The organism is Salimicrobium album, assembly GCF_900107115.1.
Taxonomy (GTDB): Bacteria; Bacillota; Bacilli; order Bacillales; family Halobacillaceae; genus Salimicrobium; species Salimicrobium album.
The window spans coordinates 136,708-154,488 of sequence record NZ_FNOS01000003.1; the positions used below are offsets into that span (position 1 = coordinate 136,708).

General features: G+C 49.1%; 17 protein-coding genes and 1 riboswitch. Of the genes, 3 read left to right on the plus strand and 14 right to left on the minus strand.

Features of this window, described 5'->3' with window-relative positions:
* Positions 1-101: 101 nt before the first annotated feature.
* From BLU03_RS06775 to ribD, 5 genes are read right to left on the minus strand one after another with little or no spacing between them, the layout of a single operon-like run.
* Positions 102-1,520 (minus strand): cryptochrome/photolyase family protein, encoded by a 1,419-nt coding sequence (locus BLU03_RS06775; protein WP_093106597.1) that lies wholly within the window; start codon positions 1,518-1,520, stop codon positions 102-104.
* 1 nt (position 1,521) lies between these two features.
* Entirely contained in the window at positions 1,522-1,986 is a 465-nt protein-coding gene (ribH, locus tag BLU03_RS06780; protein ID WP_040609268.1) for a 6,7-dimethyl-8-ribityllumazine synthase, read from the minus strand.
* A gap of 15 nt (positions 1,987-2,001) precedes the next feature.
* A complete protein-coding gene (locus BLU03_RS06785) occupies positions 2,002-3,195 on the minus strand; it encodes a bifunctional 3,4-dihydroxy-2-butanone-4-phosphate synthase/GTP cyclohydrolase II (RefSeq protein WP_076571612.1) in 1,194 nt (397 codons plus the stop codon).
* A gap of 16 nt (positions 3,196-3,211) precedes the next feature.
* Positions 3,212-3,853 (minus strand): riboflavin synthase, encoded by a 642-nt coding sequence (ribE, locus tag BLU03_RS06790; RefSeq protein WP_093106599.1) that lies wholly within the window; start codon positions 3,851-3,853, stop codon positions 3,212-3,214.
* A 1-nt stretch (position 3,854) separates the two neighbouring features.
* Entirely contained in the window at positions 3,855-4,949 is a 1,095-nt protein-coding gene (ribD, locus tag BLU03_RS06795) for a bifunctional diaminohydroxyphosphoribosylaminopyrimidine deaminase/5-amino-6-(5-phosphoribosylamino)uracil reductase RibD (RefSeq protein ID WP_093106602.1), read from the minus strand.
* Positions 4,950-5,118: 169 nt separating this feature from the next.
* Positions 5,119-5,259: riboswitch (FMN riboswitch) on the minus strand.
* 220 nt (positions 5,260-5,479) lie between these two features.
* Between ribD and BLU03_RS06800 the strand changes: the two genes are divergently transcribed.
* Positions 5,480-7,129, plus strand: a complete 1,650-nt coding sequence (locus tag BLU03_RS06800) for an alpha-glucosidase (protein ID WP_093106605.1) — start codon at positions 5,480-5,482, stop codon at positions 7,127-7,129.
* A gap of 79 nt (positions 7,130-7,208) precedes the next feature.
* Here the strand turns inward: BLU03_RS06800 and BLU03_RS06805 are convergent, their stop codons facing one another.
* The 5 genes from BLU03_RS06805 to BLU03_RS06825 all read right to left on the minus strand — a co-directional run bounded on the left by BLU03_RS06805 (position 7,209) and on the right by BLU03_RS06825 (position 10,781).
* Positions 7,209-7,925 (minus strand): WecB/TagA/CpsF family glycosyltransferase, encoded by a 717-nt coding sequence (locus BLU03_RS06805; protein ID WP_076571604.1) that lies wholly within the window; start codon positions 7,923-7,925, stop codon positions 7,209-7,211.
* The gene (locus BLU03_RS06810) at positions 7,922-9,205 is read right to left on the minus strand and encodes a nucleotide sugar dehydrogenase (protein WP_093106608.1); all 1,284 of its coding nucleotides are present in this window, start codon (positions 9,203-9,205) and stop codon (positions 7,922-7,924) included. Before BLU03_RS06810 ends, BLU03_RS06805 begins: the two co-directional genes overlap by 4 nt.
* A 138-nt stretch (positions 9,206-9,343) precedes the next feature.
* Positions 9,344-9,793, minus strand: a complete 450-nt coding sequence (locus tag BLU03_RS06815) for an OsmC family protein (RefSeq protein ID WP_076571600.1) — start codon at positions 9,791-9,793, stop codon at positions 9,344-9,346.
* On the minus strand, positions 9,793-9,984 hold the full coding sequence (locus BLU03_RS06820) for an SE1561 family protein (protein WP_076571598.1): 192 nt from the start codon (positions 9,982-9,984) through the stop codon (positions 9,793-9,795). The genes BLU03_RS06815 and BLU03_RS06820 overlap by 1 nt, the downstream gene beginning before the upstream one ends.
* 14 nt (positions 9,985-9,998) lie before the next feature.
* Positions 9,999-10,781, minus strand: coding sequence for a TerC family protein (locus BLU03_RS06825; protein ID WP_093106611.1), 783 nt, complete (start codon positions 10,779-10,781; stop codon positions 9,999-10,001).
* Between the two features lie 364 nt (positions 10,782-11,145).
* Here BLU03_RS06825 and BLU03_RS06830 point away from each other — a divergent pair, with 364 nt between their 5' ends.
* Positions 11,146-12,216: an AI-2E family transporter gene (locus BLU03_RS06830; RefSeq protein ID WP_093106613.1), complete on the plus strand. Its 1,071-nt coding sequence runs from the start codon at positions 11,146-11,148 to the stop codon at positions 12,214-12,216.
* 80 nt (positions 12,217-12,296) lie between these two features.
* Here the strand turns inward: BLU03_RS06830 and BLU03_RS06835 are convergent, their stop codons facing one another.
* The 3 genes from BLU03_RS06835 to BLU03_RS06845 form a co-directional block, all read right to left on the minus strand.
* Complete coding sequence (locus BLU03_RS06835; RefSeq protein WP_076571593.1) at positions 12,297-13,373, minus strand: DctP family TRAP transporter solute-binding subunit; 1,077 nt, start codon at positions 13,371-13,373, stop codon at positions 12,297-12,299.
* Positions 13,374-13,447: 74 nt separating this feature from the next.
* Positions 13,448-14,713 carry a TRAP transporter large permease gene (locus BLU03_RS06840; RefSeq protein ID WP_076571591.1) on the minus strand — a complete coding sequence of 422 codons (1,266 nt, stop codon included), beginning with the start codon at positions 14,711-14,713 and terminating at the stop codon, positions 13,448-13,450.
* 30 nt (positions 14,714-14,743) lie between these two features.
* Positions 14,744-15,301, minus strand: coding sequence for a TRAP transporter small permease (locus BLU03_RS06845; RefSeq protein WP_093106616.1), 558 nt, complete (start codon positions 15,299-15,301; stop codon positions 14,744-14,746).
* A gap of 311 nt (positions 15,302-15,612) precedes the next feature.
* Here BLU03_RS06845 and BLU03_RS13660 point away from each other — a divergent pair, with 311 nt between their 5' ends.
* Positions 15,613-15,789, plus strand: a complete 177-nt coding sequence (locus tag BLU03_RS13660) for an SE1832 family protein (RefSeq protein ID WP_176765432.1) — start codon at positions 15,613-15,615, stop codon at positions 15,787-15,789.
* A gap of 10 nt (positions 15,790-15,799) precedes the next feature.
* Here the strand turns inward: BLU03_RS13660 and BLU03_RS06850 are convergent, their stop codons facing one another.
* Positions 15,800-17,659 (minus strand): cation:proton antiporter, encoded by a 1,860-nt coding sequence (locus tag BLU03_RS06850; RefSeq protein ID WP_093106619.1) that lies wholly within the window; start codon positions 17,657-17,659, stop codon positions 15,800-15,802.
* Between the last annotated feature and the right edge of the window lie 122 nt (positions 17,660-17,781).

Sequence of the window (17,781 nt, forward strand, 5' to 3'; positions counted from 1 at the left end):
AGCTTCAAGTGCGCCTGAAGGTAACGAAAAAAGCAGTCCCCTGTCCTCCCACAGGTCAGGGAGCCTCTGGAAAGTTACTCACAAAAAAAGACTGACCTCCGTCAGTCCTTCTTCTGCTTATAGATTTCTATCGCTCTCTCACGCATCCGCTTGTGATCCACCATCGGCTCCGGGTAATCTTCCCCGATGGTACATCCTGCTTCCTTCTGCTCATCTTCCGACATTTTATGAGGTTCGTGGATGTACTTCTCCGGCACATTCCGAAGCTCCGGAAGCCATTCTTTTATATAGTCCCCATGCTTATCGAACCGTTCGGACTGACGGACGGGGTTGAAGACACGGAAATAAGGGACCGCATCCGTTCCTGTCGAGGCTGCCCATTGCCAGCCGCCGATGTTCGAAGCCGCTTCATAATCGGCCAATTTCCGGTTGAAGTACCTCTCCCCTTTTCTCCAATCGATAAGAAGATCTTTCGTCAGAAAAGAGGCGACCGCCATTCTCGCGCGGTTATGCATCCAGCCGCTTTCGTTCATCTGTGCCATGGCAGCATCAATAAACGGGAACCCGGTCCGCGCTTCTTTCCACCGTTCAAAGATTTCCTCGTCCTCGTTCCATGGGATTCCGCGGAATTTTTCTGTAAGTTCCTTATCATCCGCCTCCGGATGGTTGTAATACACCATGTGGTAAAAGTCGCGGAAAGCCAGTTCCCGGACAAAGCTCTCCACTCCGTCCTGACGCTTCCGGCCGTCCGTTTCCTGCAGAACTCTGTGATATACCGTGCGCGGGGAAATTGCTCCCGTGCGCAAGTAGCGGCTCATCAGGCTGGTTCCGTCTTTCGAGGGGATGTCCCGGTCTTCGTCGTAATAATAGATCGGTTCATCCAGAAACCGGGTGAGGCGCTGCTCAGCTGCTTCCTCACCGACCTCCTCCCACTTCCGGAGCGGGGCTTTCGTAAGTTCCCGGTACTTTTCCTCTCCGTCTGTAAAATCCCCGGAGCGATCTGTCAGATGCTGCTTCATTTTATCCGTATCCAATTTCACCACCGGGGGTTTGGTAAGCTTCTGCCACTGCTTGAAATAAGGGGAGAACACCTGATAGAGCCCGCCGTCTTTCTTCGTCACTTCCTCCGCTCCGTGGAGAGGGTGGTCGATATAGGTATGCGTACGTACCCCCCGCTCTTCGAAGACAGGCAGCACCCGTTCGTCCCGTTCTTTGCCGAATCCGGTTTCTGCTTTGTTGAAATAAATGTCCTCAGCATCCGTCACCGTATCGAAAAAGGATCGGAATGCCTCCTCTTCCTCCCCGAAGATGAAATGGAGGGGTCCCGATGATTCATGGAACTTTCGGACGGTCTGAAAAAAATAGTCCTCCTGCAGATCAAATTCCCGGATAAGCTCGGGATGGATATGGAAGAGAAGCAGTAGCTCATCCTCTTCCCCGAGGTTTTTCACCGCTTCCGCCAGAGCAATATTATCGTTCAGACGCAGGTCGTTGCGAATCCATACGACAGAAGTACTCATATTACAGCTGTTTCATCAGATTGGCCATCTCGACAGCAGCTACAGCAGCCTCTGATCCTTTGTTTCCGGCTTTCGTTCCTGCACGTTCGATCGCCTGTTCGATCGTGTCGGTCGTGATGACACCGAAAATGACCGGCAGACTGTTCTTCACGGAAGCCTGGGATACCCCTTTCGCCGCTTCCCCGCACACGTAGTCGAAGTGAGGGGTCGACCCCCGGATGACTGCCCCGAGAGTGATGACAGCGTCATACTTCCCGGATGATGCCATGCGATCTGCCGCAAGCGGGACTTCAAAAGCTCCCGGCACCCACGCTGCATCAATATTCGCTTCATCCACACCGTGCTGTTTCAAAGCTCCGACAGCGCCTTCGTAAAGCCGTTCTGTGATAAATTCGTTGAATCGTCCCGTCACGATACCTATTTTAAGATCTGTTCCTACCAGATTACCTTCAAGTCTGTTCACCATGCTTGATACTCCCCTTTATAAATGAAATAAGTGTCCCATTTTCGAACGTTTCGTTTCCATGTAGCGCGCGTTCTCTTCCCGGGAAGGCATTTCAATCGGTATGCGGTCGGTAACTTCGAGACCGTAGCCGCCGAGCCCGGAGATTTTTTTCGGATTGTTCGTCAAAAGGTTGAGCTTCGTAATCCCGAGGTCCTTCAGAATTTGTGCTCCCACCCCGTAGTCGCGCAAATCCGGAGCAAATCCGAGTTTCTCATTGGCTTCCACCGTGTCGTAGCCTTCTTCCTGGAGTTTATAGGCATACAGTTTGTTCATGAGCCCGATTCCGCGTCCTTCCTGACGCATGTAGACGAGCACCCCGCTGCCATTTTCTTCGATCTGTCTCAGAGCGTTGTGAAGCTGCGGCCCACAGTCACAGCGCCAGGAGCCGAACACGTCCCCGGTCAGGCACTCCGAGTGGACCCGTACGAGCACCGGTTCCTCCGGGTTGATTTCTCCCTTCACAAGAGCAATATGATCCTTGTAGTCGATATCGTTCGTAAAGCCGATCGCCCTGAAATCTCCGTATTCAGTCGGGAGCTTGATTTCCACTTCCCGTTTGACGTGTTCTTCATGGTTGTACCGATACTGGATCAGATCTGCGATCGTAATCATAGGTATGTCGAATTCCTCGGACATCTTCTTGAGATCCGGCACTCTCGCCATCGTCCCGTCATCCTTGATGATTTCACAAATGACACCGGCGGACTTCGCACCTGCCAGTTCTGCCAGGTCAATGGACGCTTCCGTGTGACCGGCACGACGGAGAACTCCCCCTTTTTTACCGACGAGCGGAAAAATATGTCCCGGCCGGTTGAAATCAGAGGCCGTTGCCTGTGGTCTCAACATCTCCCGAATCGTGAGGGCCCGTTCCTCTGCGGAAATACCGGTCGTCGTATCGCGGTGGTCGATACTTACGGTGAAGGCCGTTTTGTTCGGATCGGTGTTTTCCCCGACCATCGGCATCAGCTCGAGACTCTCCGCTATTTCTCCGGAAACAGGAGCACATACGAGGCCGCGCCCGTGGGTGATCATAAAATTGATCATTTCGGAAGTTGCGTATTCCGCCACCCCAACGAGATCCCCCTCATTCTCTCTGTCCTCATCATCACATACTATTACCATCTTCCCCTGTTTCAGGCGTTCGATTGCGTATTCGATAGTATCAAACATAATATCCCCCTGTCCTCTAAACGTAGCCGTTTTCTTTAAGAAAATCGGAGCTGACTTCTTCTCCGCTATTTTTGTTCTTCATGAAATGAGCAATATATTTACCGATCATATCACACTCCACGTTAACCTCATCTCCCGGTTCTTTGTTCCCGAGAACGGTGTGTTCCATAGTGTGCGGGATGAGGGAGACGAGAATCGTATTCCCCTTCACTCCGAACACGGTCAGGCTTGTACCGTCTACAGCAATCGATCCTTTATGAATAAAATACTGTATCAGGTCTTCCGGAAGTTCAATTTCATAATATACCGCATTTGCTTCCGGCGTTTTCCCGGTTATCTTTCCGGTGCCGTCAATATGTCCGGAAACGATGTGGCCGCCGAATCGTCCTCCCGCTGCAAGAGCACGTTCAAGATTCACGTTGCTTCCTTCGGTGAGGTCTTTGAAGTTCGTGGCCCGGAATGTCTCCGGCATTACGTCAAAAGACGCCGTCGTTTCCGTGAATGCCGTGACTGTTAAACAGACGCCGTTAATGGAAATGCTGTCTCCTTCTTCCACGTCCTGTAAAATGACGGAAGCTTTGATCCTCACATCCATCGCTTCCTCTTTCTGCTCAATCGAACTGATGGTTCCGATTTCTTCTACGATTCCTGTAAACATCTCATTCGCCTTCTTTCCTTGAAACGATTTTAATGTCTTCCCCTAAACGGTCCTGATGAACTACGGAGAAACTCATTGCGTCATGCAAATGCTCAATACCTGCCCCTGAAACGGGTGTCAGCGCTTTTTTTCCGCCTATCAGTTTCGGGGCGATATAGGTAATGACTTCGTCGACGTTTCTGGAGCGGACAAAACTGTCAGCCACTGTTCCTCCGCCTTCTACGAGCAAAGAGGAGATCTTTCTCTCCGCAAGCTCCTTCAGAAAAACATCAATGTCCACAGTTTCTTCGGACTGACGCAGAATTTCCACGTGTGACGGGGCCGAGAATTCTTTCAACTGCTTATTAGTCACCGTTTTACCGGCCACGATCCACACCGGTGAAGTGTCGTCCTGCATAAGTTTCGCGTTCCTCGGCATCCGCAGATGGTTGTCGAGAACGATACGCACCGGGTGGCTTCCGCCTTCCTCAAGTCTTGCCGTCAGCATAGGATCATCCGTAAGCACCGTATTTATCCCTACGAGAATAGCTCCCGAGCGGTGCCGATACCAGTGTCCGTCTTTCCGTGCACTCTCCCCGGTAATCCACTGGCTTTCTCCGGTGGACGTCGCAATTTTACCGTCCAGGCTCATCGCCGACTTCAGCCGCACGTACGGTTTCCCCTTCGAAATATAGTGGAAAAAAGGCCGATTAATGGCATCCGCTTCTTCGCGGCAGACGTCCGTGACGACTTCCACACCGCCGTCCTTCATTTTTTTCATGCCTTTTCCGGCCACCTCAGGATTCGGATCGAACGAGGCGATCACAGCCCGCTTAACCCCTGCAGCTACAATCGCATCGGCGCAGGGCGGCGTTCTGCCGTAATGGCTGCACGGTTCAAGAGTGACGTATATTTCTGCATCTTCGGCGTGGGTCCCGGCCATATTCAGCGCGTGGACTTCGGCATGAGGCTCCCCTACTTTGACGTGAACCCCGGTGCCGACGATCTGGTTATTTTTAACTACTACTGCGGCGACGGCCGGATTTGGGTCCGTCTGGCCCATCGTTTTCTGTGCCATCTCCACAGCAAGTTCCATATAGTAACGGTCTCTGTTCATGTGCTTTCCTCCGAACTTCTTCTCTTTACGGGAGACAGGCTTATTGTCGGTTCGGACGCAGTAAGCGCTCTGTCTGAATGGTCTTTTTTCATAAAAAATGCCCTGAAGAACAATTGTCCTTCAGGGCATAAAGATACTTAAAAAAAGGTACACGTGTACCAGGATTAGAATAATCTTTCTCCCATCCAGACTTTAACTGTCGGCTTTGGAATTTCACCAAATCAGGGGGAATACGCTCTTCCCCGTCGCGGGCTGAGGACGTTACTCCATTACCGCCGGCTAGGAATTTCACCTGACCCCGAAAGATACTGTATTGAATTACTTCTTACTATATAGGATGAGAGGAAAATCTGCAATCCTTTTGCTTCACAGCCTTTTCACAAAAAGGAAACGGTTGCAAAATCACACCCTTTCCGATATGCTATGCTTAGTTTGCGAAAACGATTGCACAATTTTGATGTGAGGCAAGCAGGTGATGATCCATCCGGATAAAATCGCAGTTTTTGAAATGAGAAGAGGAGTGAGTGAGTATGGAACGTAAATGGTGGAAAGAGGCCGTCGGCTACCAGGTGTATCCGCGGAGTTTCCAGGACTCCGACGGGGACGGTATCGGAGATCTGCAGGGAATGATCAGCCGTCTCGACTATTTGAAGGACCTGGGCATTGATTTTATCTGGATCTGTCCGATGTACAAATCGCCGCTTGACGATAACGGCTATGATATTTCGGATTATAAGGATATTCTTCAGTACTTCGGTACGATGGAGGACTTCGATCAGCTTCTCGAAGAAGTACATAACCGCGACATGCGCCTGATCATCGACCTCGTTCTGAATCACACGAGCGATGAACATCCGTGGTTCCTTGAATCGAAATCTTCGAAACAGAGCCCCAAACGCGACTGGTATATATGGAGAGACGGACGCGACGGCGGACCACCGAACAACTGGGAAAGTATATTCGACGGGTCGGCCTGGAAGTATGATGAAGCGACGGAACAGTACTTCCTCCATATCTTCTCGGAACGCCAGCCCGATTTGAACTGGGAAAACGGCGAAGTGCGCCGCGAACTTTACGACACTGTCAACTGGTGGCTGGAGAAAGGAATCGACGGTTTCCGCATTGACGCAATCAGTCATATCAAGAAGCGTCCCGGTCTTCCCGATATGCCGAACCCCGAGCACAAACAGTATGTATCGAGCTTTGATATGCACATGAATCAGGAGGGCATCCACGAGTTCCTTCAGGAATTCAAAGAAGAAACATACGGAAAGTACGACGCGGTTTCTGTCGGGGAAGCCAACGGAGTGAGCGCGGATGAAGCACATCTCTGGGTCGGGGATGAGGGGAAAATGGACATGATTTTCCAGTTTGAACATCTTGATCTCTGGGACCAGGAAGGCGGTACGGGGCTTGATGTGCCGGCGTTGAAACACGTCCTTACGAAATGGCAGAAAGGACTCGAAGGAGACGGCTGGAACGCTCTGTTCATCGAAAATCACGACAAAGCACGTGCTGTGTCCACGTGGGGAGACGACGGGGAGTTTTGGAAAGAAAGTGCCACGTCGCTTGCCACCATGTATTTCCTGATGCAGGGTACTCCCTTCATTTATCAGGGACAGGAAATCGGTATGACAAACGCCGGATTCACTTCCATCGACGACTATGACGATGTGGCGGCGAAGAACTTCTATACTGCCAAAAAGGCACAGGGATGGAAAGAAGAGGAGATACTTCAAAACCTCAGGGAAACTTCCCGGGACAACAGCCGGACGCCGATGCAGTGGGAGAACAGCCGCAATGCCGGATTCACTTCAGGCCGCCCCTGGATAAAAATCAACCCGGATTATAAGCAGGTGAACGTGGAAGATCAGCAGGAGGACGCAACATCGATTCTGAACTACTATCGACAGCTGATCCGGCTGAAAAAGTCGTATGATTTATTCACATACGGAAGATATGATCTGCTGGAGGAAACCGATCCCGCTCTTTACGCTTATACGAGAACGCTCGGTGATCACCAGGCAGTGATTATCGCAAACCTCTCCGACACCTGTTCCTCCCTTCCGCCGGAAGCAGGTGTAAGAGGAGAAGATCTCCTTCTGCATAATTACCGTTATCTCTCTGATGAATCCATTATCCGTCCTTTTGAAGCACGGGTATATAAAAGAGAATGGTGACTAATATTTCCGCGAGTAAGAAAGGCCTCCACGAATCCTGAGCGGTTTCGTAGAGGCCTTCTGATTTCTTTTTCCTGTTTTAGAGGCTTTTAGTAAGGACACAAAAAGCGAATTTCGGCAAAGCGAGCTGGCGTTTGATCCGTTTCGGATCGGAAACCAGCCGGTACAGCCATTCCACATTCAAATCCCGGTACAGTTTCGGAGCCTTCTTCTCTTTGCCGGCCCACACATCGAAACTTCCTCCGACGCCCTGAAATACTTTCACCCCGAGCTTTTCTTTGTTGCGACGAATCCAGAGCTCCTGCTTCGGACTTCCGAGTGCTACAAACAGAACGTCAGCCTGACAATCCTGAATTTGCTGCACTACCTGGTCTTCGTCCCCGTCAAAACCGTTTTCATATCCTGCCACGGTAATGTCGGGATGGTGTTTTTCAATGTTGTCCCTCGCTTTTGATACAACATCTTCTTCCGCCCCGTATAGAAACACGCGCAAGTTTTTCTGTTCGGCAAAGTGCAGGAGGTAACTCATCATGTCTATACCGGTCACCCGTTCACTTATCTTCCCGCCTCTCCATTTGGAGGCCCATACGATTCCTATTCCATCAGGAATCTGTAAAGTGGAGGAATTGATAAGCTCACGCACGTTTTCGTCCTTACAGGCTTCCATTACTTTCTCCGGATTGACAGCGACGATGGTCGACTGCTCCCCCGAAACGATATTCCTTGATATTTCACTGATCACCCGTTTATAGGTGACAGGCGCCACGTCGACGCCCAAAAAAGTTTCCTTCATCATTCTCCGAGAACCTCCAGTCCGCTCAGGTCCCCGATCGGATAGATTCTCGTATCGCCTTTCGCTTCCGGAAGGCAATTCCGCATATCGAGAACGACCGGGGTCTTCATGCGGTCTTCAAAGATAGAGGTATCCATCTTTTTGTATTCACTGTGATCGACCAGCACGAGGGCCACGTCTGCTTTTTCCAGAGACTCCTCGAGAGGGTGGATCCGCAGCGGAACCTGGTCTTCCGTGACGTAAGGGTCGTGACAGAAGACTTTATAGTTCTTCTTATTGTTCACCAGTTTAAAGACGACATCAATCGCCGGGCTTCCGCGTACATCGTCCACGTCGCCTTTGTAGCTGAGTCCGAAAACAGCTATTTTCGGGTTGGATATGTTCTTTGTGAGTTTTTCGATCTGGGAGAGGACGAATTCAGGCATCGAGTTATTGATTTCTCTCGCTGTCTGCATCAGAGGCGAAACATCTTTCGCTTTTTCTATAACGAAATAAGGATCGACCGGAATACAGTGCCCTCCGACGCCGGGACCAGGTTCATGCAGTTCCACTCTCGGGTGCACGTTGGCAAGGCGGATCACTTCGTGAGCGTTGACATCGAGCTCCGCCGAAATTTTGGCCAGCTCATTGGCCAGCGCTATATTTACATCCCGGTACGTATTTTCCATAAGCTTGGACATCTCAGCAGTAATCGCCGTCGTCTCTATAATTTCCCCTTCAAGAAAGAGTTTATATACTTCCGCTACCTTTGCCGCCGCCTCTTTTGTATAGCCGCCGATAATAAGCGTGTTTTCTTTTATCTCTTTCATGACACTCCCCGGAATCACCCGCTCGGGACAGTGGGCCAGGTATATTTCATTGGCAGCCACGTCCCAGCCGGCTTCTTCAAGCACAGGAGCCACTTTATCCTGTATCGTGCGCGGCGGGACGGTGGATTCGACAATGACTGCGTTCCCTTTATTCAAATACGGAAGGATGCTCTTCACTGCCTGTTCAACGTAAGTGATATTCGCCGATTCATCATCATAAACAGGAGTCGGGACAGCCACGATGAATACATCCGCCTCTTGGGGCTCTCCACCTGCAGTTAAACGGCCGGAACTGACCACGCCGCTGACCAGATCCCCCAGGCCCGGCTCCTCAATAAGGATGCTGCCTCCCTGAAGATTATCGATCACTTTTTCGTCTATATCAACTCCGTGTACGTTCATACCGGCCTCGGCAAGCACTCCCGAAATCGGGAGCCCGATGTGACCGAGTCCCACTACACATATGTTTTTCATCATTCACTCCTCCGGATTCCTTATTATCTCCTCGTAACCATTGACAGCAATTATTACTTACTACGGTACTTATCCTCTTCCCCTGTGACAAAGAAACACCCGGATATTCCGGAAACATCGTAAAACTATGACCCCCGGTTATTTCGATACCGTAAGGTCAGGCTCCAGCGTAAGTTTCACGTTCCCCGCAATCGCTCTTGAAATCATACAGGAGGATTCCGCTTTGTGGGCCAGCTTACGCAGCTTTTCAAGTTCAGACTCGGAGGCCCCCTTTTCAAGGGCGACTCTCGGACGGTGAATGATCTCTTCATAAGTTATAACACCGTTCGTAACGCTTACAACACCTTCCGAGTCCATATCCATTTCTTTAACCGGAAGCTCAGCCCGTTCCATCATAGCTGCTAACGTTATTATATAGCACGTAGATGCCGCTCCAAGCAGCATCTCGTCAGGATTTGTCCCCTGACCCGGTCCGTCCATTTCTTCCGGAATGGAAATTTCCGTCTTCAGCTTATCGGCTTCGATTGTTCCGACCGACCCCCGTCCTCCGGGCCACGTCGATTTCATATGAAAATGATGCTTTGTCATTATTGTTCCTCCTTCCGGTCTTTTTGAAACCTGAGCACTTTCCCATTGAGGCTTTGGATCATAAGTTCCACCTGTTCGAGATCCTCTTCGTCTACAGGACTGTCCATGGACTGGACTACGTCGTTCAGCATGGACACCCTGTTTTTAATGTAGTAAAACTGTTCGTCTTTACCTTCGAGCGCTTTACCCATTCTATTTCCTCTCCTTACTGACTATTCCCGCTTTTCTTTCTCCCGGACAAAAACCAGCCGGCTGCCGCAATACCTACGAGCACGGTATAAAACGTGATTTTCCAAAGTGCCGAGTGCGCAAAGCTTTCGTTAAGAATCTGAATGTTCGGATGGGCAAGAGTGGATATGACCAATTTTACACCGACCCACCCTACAATAACAAAAGCTGCGATTTCAAGGCCGGGACGGTCATGCAGAATTCTGACGAATACGTTGGCCGCGAATCTCATGATGATAATACCGATCATCCCGCCTGCAAGGATAACGGCGAACTGTCCTCCGTCGAGACTCCCGACCGTCGGGAGCTCCGTTTCGGGAAGGGTTACGGCAAGTGCGACAGCGGCGAGGATGGAGTCGACCGCAAAGGCGAGATCGGCGAACTCCACTTTCACTACCGTAATCCAGAAGCCTTTCCCTTTCGATGTTTCATCGTACGCGGGTTCTTCGTCCTCCTCTTCTCCGTTTCCTTTCGCTTTCCATTTATCATAAAGGTTCTTTCCTGCAATAAATAACAGATAGGCTGCGCCGAGAGCCTGGACCTGCCAGACGTCCACAAGAAAAGAAATGACGAACAGCGATGCAAAACGAAGAATGAACGCGCCGACCAGGCCGTAAAATAAAGCTTTCTTTCTTTTCTCGGGCGGCAGATGTTTCACCATGATTGCCAGCACGAGCGCGTTGTCGGCCGCCAGTATCCCCTCGAGTCCTACGAGTACAATCAGTACCCAGCCATATTCAATCAGTAATTGTGCTTCCATAACATTCCGCTCTCCTTATTAATCGATTCCCGGTAAAGAGCAGAGCATAAAAAAGAGACCTCTGCCCTTCCCGGACAAAGGTCTCGCAAACAACGGTCGTTGCCGATAAAACCGGAGATTTCTCTCGTATTGACGATTTTATCGAACAGCTACTCCCCTTCTTTTTTTATCATACCATTTATCCCTTTGAAGTCAACGCTGGAGCGTAAAAAACCTCCCTTCTGAAAGCATCTTTCAATTAAAGTCTCCAACAAAACATTTCTTTCCTTACATCTTTCCAGTAAAATGTATTCATGTGATGCTGTAACCCTGCATTTCTCCCGGCACGTCACTTAAAATCATTTCAGGAAAGGCGGAATATGAAATGCTCCAAAAAAAATGGTTCCAGACAATTATCGCCCTGATAGCAATCTGCTTATTAATATTATTACTGAATAAAATCCAGTTTTTCTTCCAGCCGATTCTCACCTACATTAGCGCTATCGCCCTTCCGCTTATCGGCGGAGGCGTTCTCTATTATATTTCAAGACCGCTCGTGGAATGGCTGACACGCGTGAAAGTGCCAAGAGTCCCCGCTATCCTGTTCGTCTTCATTCTTTTTATCGCTGCCGGCTATCTGGTCGTTCAGTTCATTGCACCAATCGCCCAGCAGCAGTACACGAAATTAATGAACAACATTCCGGAAATGGTCCAGACGGTCGAACAGGGAGTCGGCTACTGGCAGCAGAATCAGGACATTCTTCCTGAGAGGGTAACGGATACTATCCAGAACTTCACGGATAACCTTGAGTCCTACATACAGGAAGCCTCTGCGGCTTTCTTCAACATACTTACGAACGTCGTCAGCTTTCTTTTTTCACTTATTCTTGTGCCGTTTTTCCTCTTTTTCATGCTGAAAGACGGACATCGTCTGCTCCCGTTTCTGAGCGGTTACATGAGAGAGAAGAGCCCTTCTTTCGCAGACAGCTTTGTGCGATGGGCCCGTTCCGTCGACCGTACACTTTACACATTCATCCTCGGTCAGCTTACGGTCAGTGTAGCTGTGGGCTTACTTCTTCTGATCGGCTACCTGGCCATAGGTCTGCAGTACTCACTCACGCTGTCCCTGTTCGCCATGATAATGAACGTCATCCCTTTCATCGGACCTTTTCTCGCAGTCATCCCGGCTCTGATCGTCGCTCTCTTCCAGGATCCGATCATGGTCATCTGGGTAGCTATCATTACGATAATCGCCCAGCAGGTCGAAGGGAATCTCATTTCACCGAATATAATGGGGAAAGCACTGCATATCCATCCGCTTACGATCATCACTGTCATACTCGCTGCCGGAAGTCTCGCAGGTTTTCTCGGTTTATTGTTTGCCATACCGACGTACGCACTCATAAAAGCTACCGTTGCGCACTTATACGAAGAATGGAAGTCTCCCACTGTTTAGTGACTGAACTGCAATATATGAAAAAGAAGCTGCCGAGGCCCGGCAGCTTCTTCTATTCTGTATATAATTGGTTACAGGAATTATTCTTCAGAACCGGAACTGTCACCCGTTTCTTCGCCGGAAATTTCACTTATTTCTTTCTCCAGCTTATCGAGAATTTCCCCGTCGACCGTGGAAACTTCCTCTCTGTAGAAGTCACGGACGCCCATCGCTTCTTTGCGGAACGCCTCACGCTGTTCTTCCGTCAGTTCTATAACTTCCGTAGCGTTCTCTTCGTCTTCTTTAATGGTCTTCAGCCATTCCTCGTTCTGGGCTTCCTGTTCCTCATATACCCACTCCTGCATTTCCTGCACAGTCTCGTCTATTGTCTTCTGCATTTCTTCATCAAGACCGTCGTACCAGTCGGAGTTCACGGTAGTCATCGCTACATAGTTGTTGTGATTAGAGAGAGTCATGTAATCCTGAACTTCGTGGAACGAAGCATCTCCGATGAAAAAGATAGGGTTCTCCTGACCTTCAACGGTACCGCGGTCAAGCGCCGTGTAGAGCTCTCCCCAGCTCATCGACTGCGGGTCGGCGCCGTAGGCTTTGTAGGATTCCAGAATCAGTGGAGATGTCTGGGTACGCATTTTCAACCCTTCAAAATCTGCAGGTTTTTCGACCTTTTTATTGAAAGTCCACTGCATCGCCCCTTCAGTCCAGAACGCGAGCGGAGTGATACCATGCTCTTCATATTTGGAACGAAGGTCTTTATTCAGAGCTTCACTCTTGTTCAGGACTTCCTGGGTTTTCTTCACACTGTCAGGAAACAGGAAATGCAGAGCGAACAACTGCCCTTCTTTTACCATGTTCCCTGTGAAACCCGGGGACATGACAGCCATCTCGACAGCTCCTGTTTCAAGCTGTTCCACCTGGTCTGATTCATTACCCAGACCTCCGAATTCATAAGGTTCTATCGTGATTTGACCATCGGTTTTCTCATTGATACGTTTCCCGAATTCTTCCGCATACTCGTACTGTACCTGGCCATCCACTTCTTCCGTCACCATTCTCCAGGTTTCTGAACCGCCTCCTGAAGATTCTCCTCCGTCTCCTGAACTTTCTCCGTCACCACCGCCGCCACATGCAGCAAGAAATCCCGACAACGATAAAGCCATGACCCCAGTCAATAAACTCTTTTTGTTAATAATGGTGAAAACCTCCCCAGTTTTTTTGGTATACTTTCATATGCTTATAAAAGCATAAGTGACAACTCTTCGAAGTAAATCAGTAAAAATGCTACTGCTACCATAATCGCTATATACGGCGGCGTTCCTTTAATCACTTCCAGATAAGGTTTATTGAAAACGGCGCTGGCAGTGAAGATGTCGACGCCGAACGGCGGAGTGGCTGAGCCAAGCGCCGCCTGGAAAGTGATAACGACACCCAGGTGGATCGGATCTACTCCGGCCCCCATAGCCGCCGGGTAGAAAATCGGTGTAAGTACAAGAATGACCACAATCGGATCGACGAACATACAGCCGACGAAGAAAAACAGAGATACCATCAGCAGTACGAATATCGCGGATGGTTCTGGACCGAGCACGGCATCTGTTATCATCTGCGGAATGCGCGCAAACGATATGACCCAGGTAAATGCCTGACCTCCTGCTACGAGTACAAACACGGCTGAGGTGACGATACCGGTAGAGCGGGCGATACTCGGCAGTCTTTTAATATGAATAGATCTGTATATAAGTACTTCCAGTATGAACGCATATAGCACGGAAACACCTGCTGCTTCCGTAGGGCTGAACAGCCCGGAGTAGATACCTCCGATGACGATTACGGGGAATCCGATAGGCAGCAGAGCTTTTTTAGTCATGTGCAGTCGTTCTTTCCACGTTGCTTTGTTTGCAAGCGGTATGTCTTTGACGATAGCGTAAATGACGCTGTAAATAGTAAAAGCGAGAAAAACGATGATGCCGGGGATGATACCTGCGATGAACAAGTCTCCTACTGAAGTTCCGGAGACAAGTCCGTACATGATCATTCCGATACTCGGAGGAACGAGCAGAGCTACGTCGCTCGAATTGATGATAAGTGCGATAGCGGTCGGATCTTTATAACCGATTTTGAGGAGTCGCTCCCGCATCGGGGTACCGATGGCTACGACGGTAGCCTGGGTCGATCCGGAAATTGCGCCGAAAAGGGTACAGGCGGCAGCTGTAGTAACGGCGTAGCCTCCCCGGATATGTCCGATGAAGGAACCGATGAAATCAAGCAGTCTGTTCGAAGTTTTTCCGGTGGTCATAATATCGGCTGCGAATATGAAGAGGGGAACAGCCAGCAGTACGTAAGCCTCGATCCCCGTCGAGAACTGCTGCATCATGATTACCGGGTCTAAATTCGGAAAATAGATAAAAATGACAATTAGAGGAGCAACCATTAAAGGAACCAGCATCGGAAAGTTCAGCAATAATAGAATGACCATAATTGTTAACATTGTCGCCAGCATATTGTTATCCTCTCTTGTTCGAAGTAGTTACTATAAGTGTCCGGTTTCTTCCACTTTCTCATTTTCCATGTCATTATAGTCCAGGGCTTCCGTACCGATGTATACATTTTCTTTGTCTCTGATGTTCACCCACATGTTACGCAGGAACTGCACGCCCCCCAGGAAAAATCCTATCGGGATAAACATATAAAGGATGTACATCGGCATCTGCAGAGCTGCTGTGACACGGCCGGAGTCTTTAATATCCAGAACATAGAGCGTGGAGTAATAGGCCAGTACGAATAAAATGACAGCCGTCAAAGCCGGGATGAATATAGATAAGACTTTTCTCACCTTAAACGGAGAGAGATCGTAAAAAGCGGACATACTGATATGCCTTCCTTTTCGGGCTGCGTAGCTGATTCCCATGAACGTAGCGACGGTCACTGATATCTGGCTGACCTCATCCGCAAATGGAAGCGTATAGCCGAGCAGCGTCCGGGTAATCGGCTTGCTGATCACCATCAGTGCAATCAGAATGATGGCATAGCTCAGGATGAATTCTTCCAGTTTTAAAATTCCTCGATCTAAAGCTCGAAACAGTTTCAAGTTATGCTATACCCCCTCGGTTATACGCAGGTAATTTGGACATCACTTATTTTACATAAGGCTGAAAGTCCCTACAAACCTGCTTATTTTGCAAATACCCCCCTCTCCTCTCTTTAGAGCGGCTTTTCCTGTGTTATATAAAGAATATCATAAACATAATAAGAAAAGCAGAAGGATTTTACATTTTTCTAAAAATTCAGTCAATTAATCTTACACGTAAACACTTGGGAGGAAAGTCATGGTTTTGCATCTTTTCTGTGCATTTTATATAATGAATTATACCATAACATTAAAAGAAGGAGTACATACATATGTCTAAACAGGAGATTGAAGCCCGTATTGCCGAACTGAAATCCGACTATATCCGTGTCCAGGGAGATATGGACAAATTGGAAGCGAACGGGGGAAATGTGGAACGTGCCGAAGCGCAGCTCGAAAAGATTGAAAGTGAACTTTCCGAGCTGAAGAAAGAATTACGTCAAAAATAAGCAGCCGGGTTCAGCCCTGCTGCTTATTTTTTCGTTTCGTCTCCAGTTTTTCCTGAATTTTCTCGAATTCTTTACTCGGAGGGGTAAGGGAAACTACGATATCCCCAGTCTCCGGAGCCAGCTCTCCGTATTCCGTAAAGAAATAAAGCATTCCTGTCGCTTTCTTCTTCACGAATAACTGAACTGCCTGATCATCGAGATTATTCAAATAATCGCTGTACGTATATTTCTCCGTTATGGTCGTTTTTCTTAAAACATACCCGTTCTCCACCATATCATTCAAAGGCTCCCACGTTACATCTTTTCTGAACAGAATCCGCCCGCTGATGGTGTGGTTGAGTCCCTCGATATTATCTCCCCGCTGGTCACTCAGGTTCAGCTGAAACGTGTTGTTTCTCCCAAATTCCGGCACGAACGTAGTACATATGAGAGCGTTATAAGAATCCATTTCCGTCGCAGTTACGAGATAGTCGTACGGAGTCATATCAATGGAATAGTCGGTCTGCTCACTGAGCATTTCCCCGTGGAACGTTTTCACTCCTTCAGATCTAGCTCTCGTAAGTTTTCTCCAGGAAGAATCGACTACTACTACCGGTACGTCGAGACTCTTAAGAGTAGAGGCAAGCTTGGTCGTGAAGGGATTCCCGCCGACGATCAGCACTCCCGGCGGACCTTCCTGCGAAAGATCGAGCTTTTTCGAAAGCCATCTCATCGAGAACCCGTGAGCCACGACCGTGGTGAACACCAGGGCAAACGTCAGGGAAACGAGTATCTCCGCATCCTCGAATCCGGCATCGGAAAGCGCGCCGGCGAAATAACTCGCTACAGTAAGAGCTACTATCCCGCGAGGAGCAATCCATCCTACGAGTAATTTCTCCGAGTTGTTGAGATCCGTGCCGATAGTCGAAATGAATATAGAAAGGGGCCGTACGACAAAAAGCATAATCAGTACGAAAGCGATGATTTCGGGCTGAAATATTTCCACGAGTGTTTCTCTCGTCAACGAGGCCGTCAGCATAACGAAAATCGCCGAAATCAGGAGCAGGGACATATTCTCCTTAAAGTGCCTCATGTCATTTATCGAGGAAATTCTCATATTCGCAAGCGTCATCCCCATAGCCGTCACTGATAAAAGACCCGTCTCGTGCATAATTTCATCGGCTGCCGTAAAACAGACGATTACAGCTCCGAATACGAAAGCCGATTTCAGAAATTCCGGCACGTAGCCGTTTTCGAACATATATCCGACTCCCCTGCCGAGGCCGTATCCTATTCCTACCGCAAAGACTGCCGCAAGAAAGAAAGTGACCAGAGCAGAAGGTGCGAGCGGATCTCCCATGAGAAAGACGATGATTTCGAAAGTGAATACAGCAAGGAGAGCTCCGATAGGATCTACGATAATCCCTTCCCACTTCAATATTTTGGCAGGCCTCGGTTTAAGTTTGGCCTGACGGAGCAGCGGCAGAATAACGGTTGGTCCCGTCACAATCAGAAGTCCGCCGATAACGAAAGACACTGCGACACTCAGACCGGCAATGTAGTGAGCGGCGAGAGACCCGAGAATCCAGGCGATAAAGGCGCCCAGGGTGACGATCCGGAACACCGGTCTCCCGAGCCCTCTCACCTCTTTAAAATCAAGGTTCAGACTGCCTTCGAACAGGATAATGGCAACGGCGAGACTGATTACCGGAGAGTACAGATCACCGTAACTTTCGGAAGGGTTCATCAGACCGAGTACGGGACCTGCCATGAGTCCGGCCAGGGACATCACTACGATGGCAGGAAGCCTGTATCTCCAGGCGATCCACTGAGATCCTACTCCCAGCAGACCAATGAGCGTTATTTGTAACAATAATGAATCTATGATCATATAGGTAATCTCCTCATTTTAGAAAAAAGTCTTTTCTCAAAAAAGCATAGCTTTATTCTATATGTAACTTCTTCCCGTGTAAACAAATACAGACGCCGTGAATCCCTCTGTAGGAGCGTTTC

Excerpts from the sequence above, each read along its gene's own strand:
- BLU03_RS06775 (WP_093106597.1), bottom strand. The coding sequence starts at position 1,520 with ATGAGTACTTCTGTCGTATGGATTCGCAACGACCTGCGTCTGAACGAT.
- ribH (WP_040609268.1), bottom strand. The coding sequence starts at position 1,986 with ATGGTGAACAGACTTGAAGGTAATCTGGTAGGAACAGATCTTAAAATA.
- BLU03_RS06785 (WP_076571612.1), bottom strand. The coding sequence starts at position 3,195 with ATGTTTGATACTATCGAATACGCAATCGAACGCCTGAAACAGGGGAAG.
- ribE (WP_093106599.1), bottom strand. The coding sequence starts at position 3,853 with ATGTTTACAGGAATCGTAGAAGAAATCGGAACCATCAGTTCGATTGAG.
- ribD (WP_093106602.1), bottom strand. The coding sequence starts at position 4,949 with ATGAACAGAGACCGTTACTATATGGAACTTGCTGTGGAGATGGCACAG.
- BLU03_RS06800 (WP_093106605.1), top strand. The coding sequence starts at position 5,480 with ATGGAACGTAAATGGTGGAAAGAGGCCGTCGGCTACCAGGTGTATCCG.
- BLU03_RS06805 (WP_076571604.1), bottom strand. The coding sequence starts at position 7,925 with ATGATGAAGGAAACTTTTTTGGGCGTCGACGTGGCGCCTGTCACCTAT.
- BLU03_RS06810 (WP_093106608.1), bottom strand. The coding sequence starts at position 9,205 with ATGAAAAACATATGTGTAGTGGGACTCGGTCACATCGGGCTCCCGATT.
- BLU03_RS06815 (WP_076571600.1), bottom strand. The coding sequence starts at position 9,793 with ATGACAAAGCATCATTTTCATATGAAATCGACGTGGCCCGGAGGACGG.
- BLU03_RS06820 (WP_076571598.1), bottom strand. The coding sequence starts at position 9,984 with ATGGGTAAAGCGCTCGAAGGTAAAGACGAACAGTTTTACTACATTAAA.
- BLU03_RS06825 (WP_093106611.1), bottom strand. The coding sequence starts at position 10,781 with ATGGAAGCACAATTACTGATTGAATATGGCTGGGTACTGATTGTACTC.
- BLU03_RS06830 (WP_093106613.1), top strand. The coding sequence starts at position 11,146 with ATGCTCCAAAAAAAATGGTTCCAGACAATTATCGCCCTGATAGCAATC.
- BLU03_RS06835 (WP_076571593.1), bottom strand. The coding sequence starts at position 13,373 with ATGGCTTTATCGTTGTCGGGATTTCTTGCTGCATGTGGCGGCGGTGGT.
- BLU03_RS06840 (WP_076571591.1), bottom strand. The coding sequence starts at position 14,713 with ATGCTGGCGACAATGTTAACAATTATGGTCATTCTATTATTGCTGAAC.
- BLU03_RS13660 (WP_176765432.1), top strand. The coding sequence starts at position 15,613 with ATGTCTAAACAGGAGATTGAAGCCCGTATTGCCGAACTGAAATCCGAC.
- BLU03_RS06850 (WP_093106619.1), bottom strand. The coding sequence starts at position 17,659 with ATGATCATAGATTCATTATTGTTACAAATAACGCTCATTGGTCTGCTG.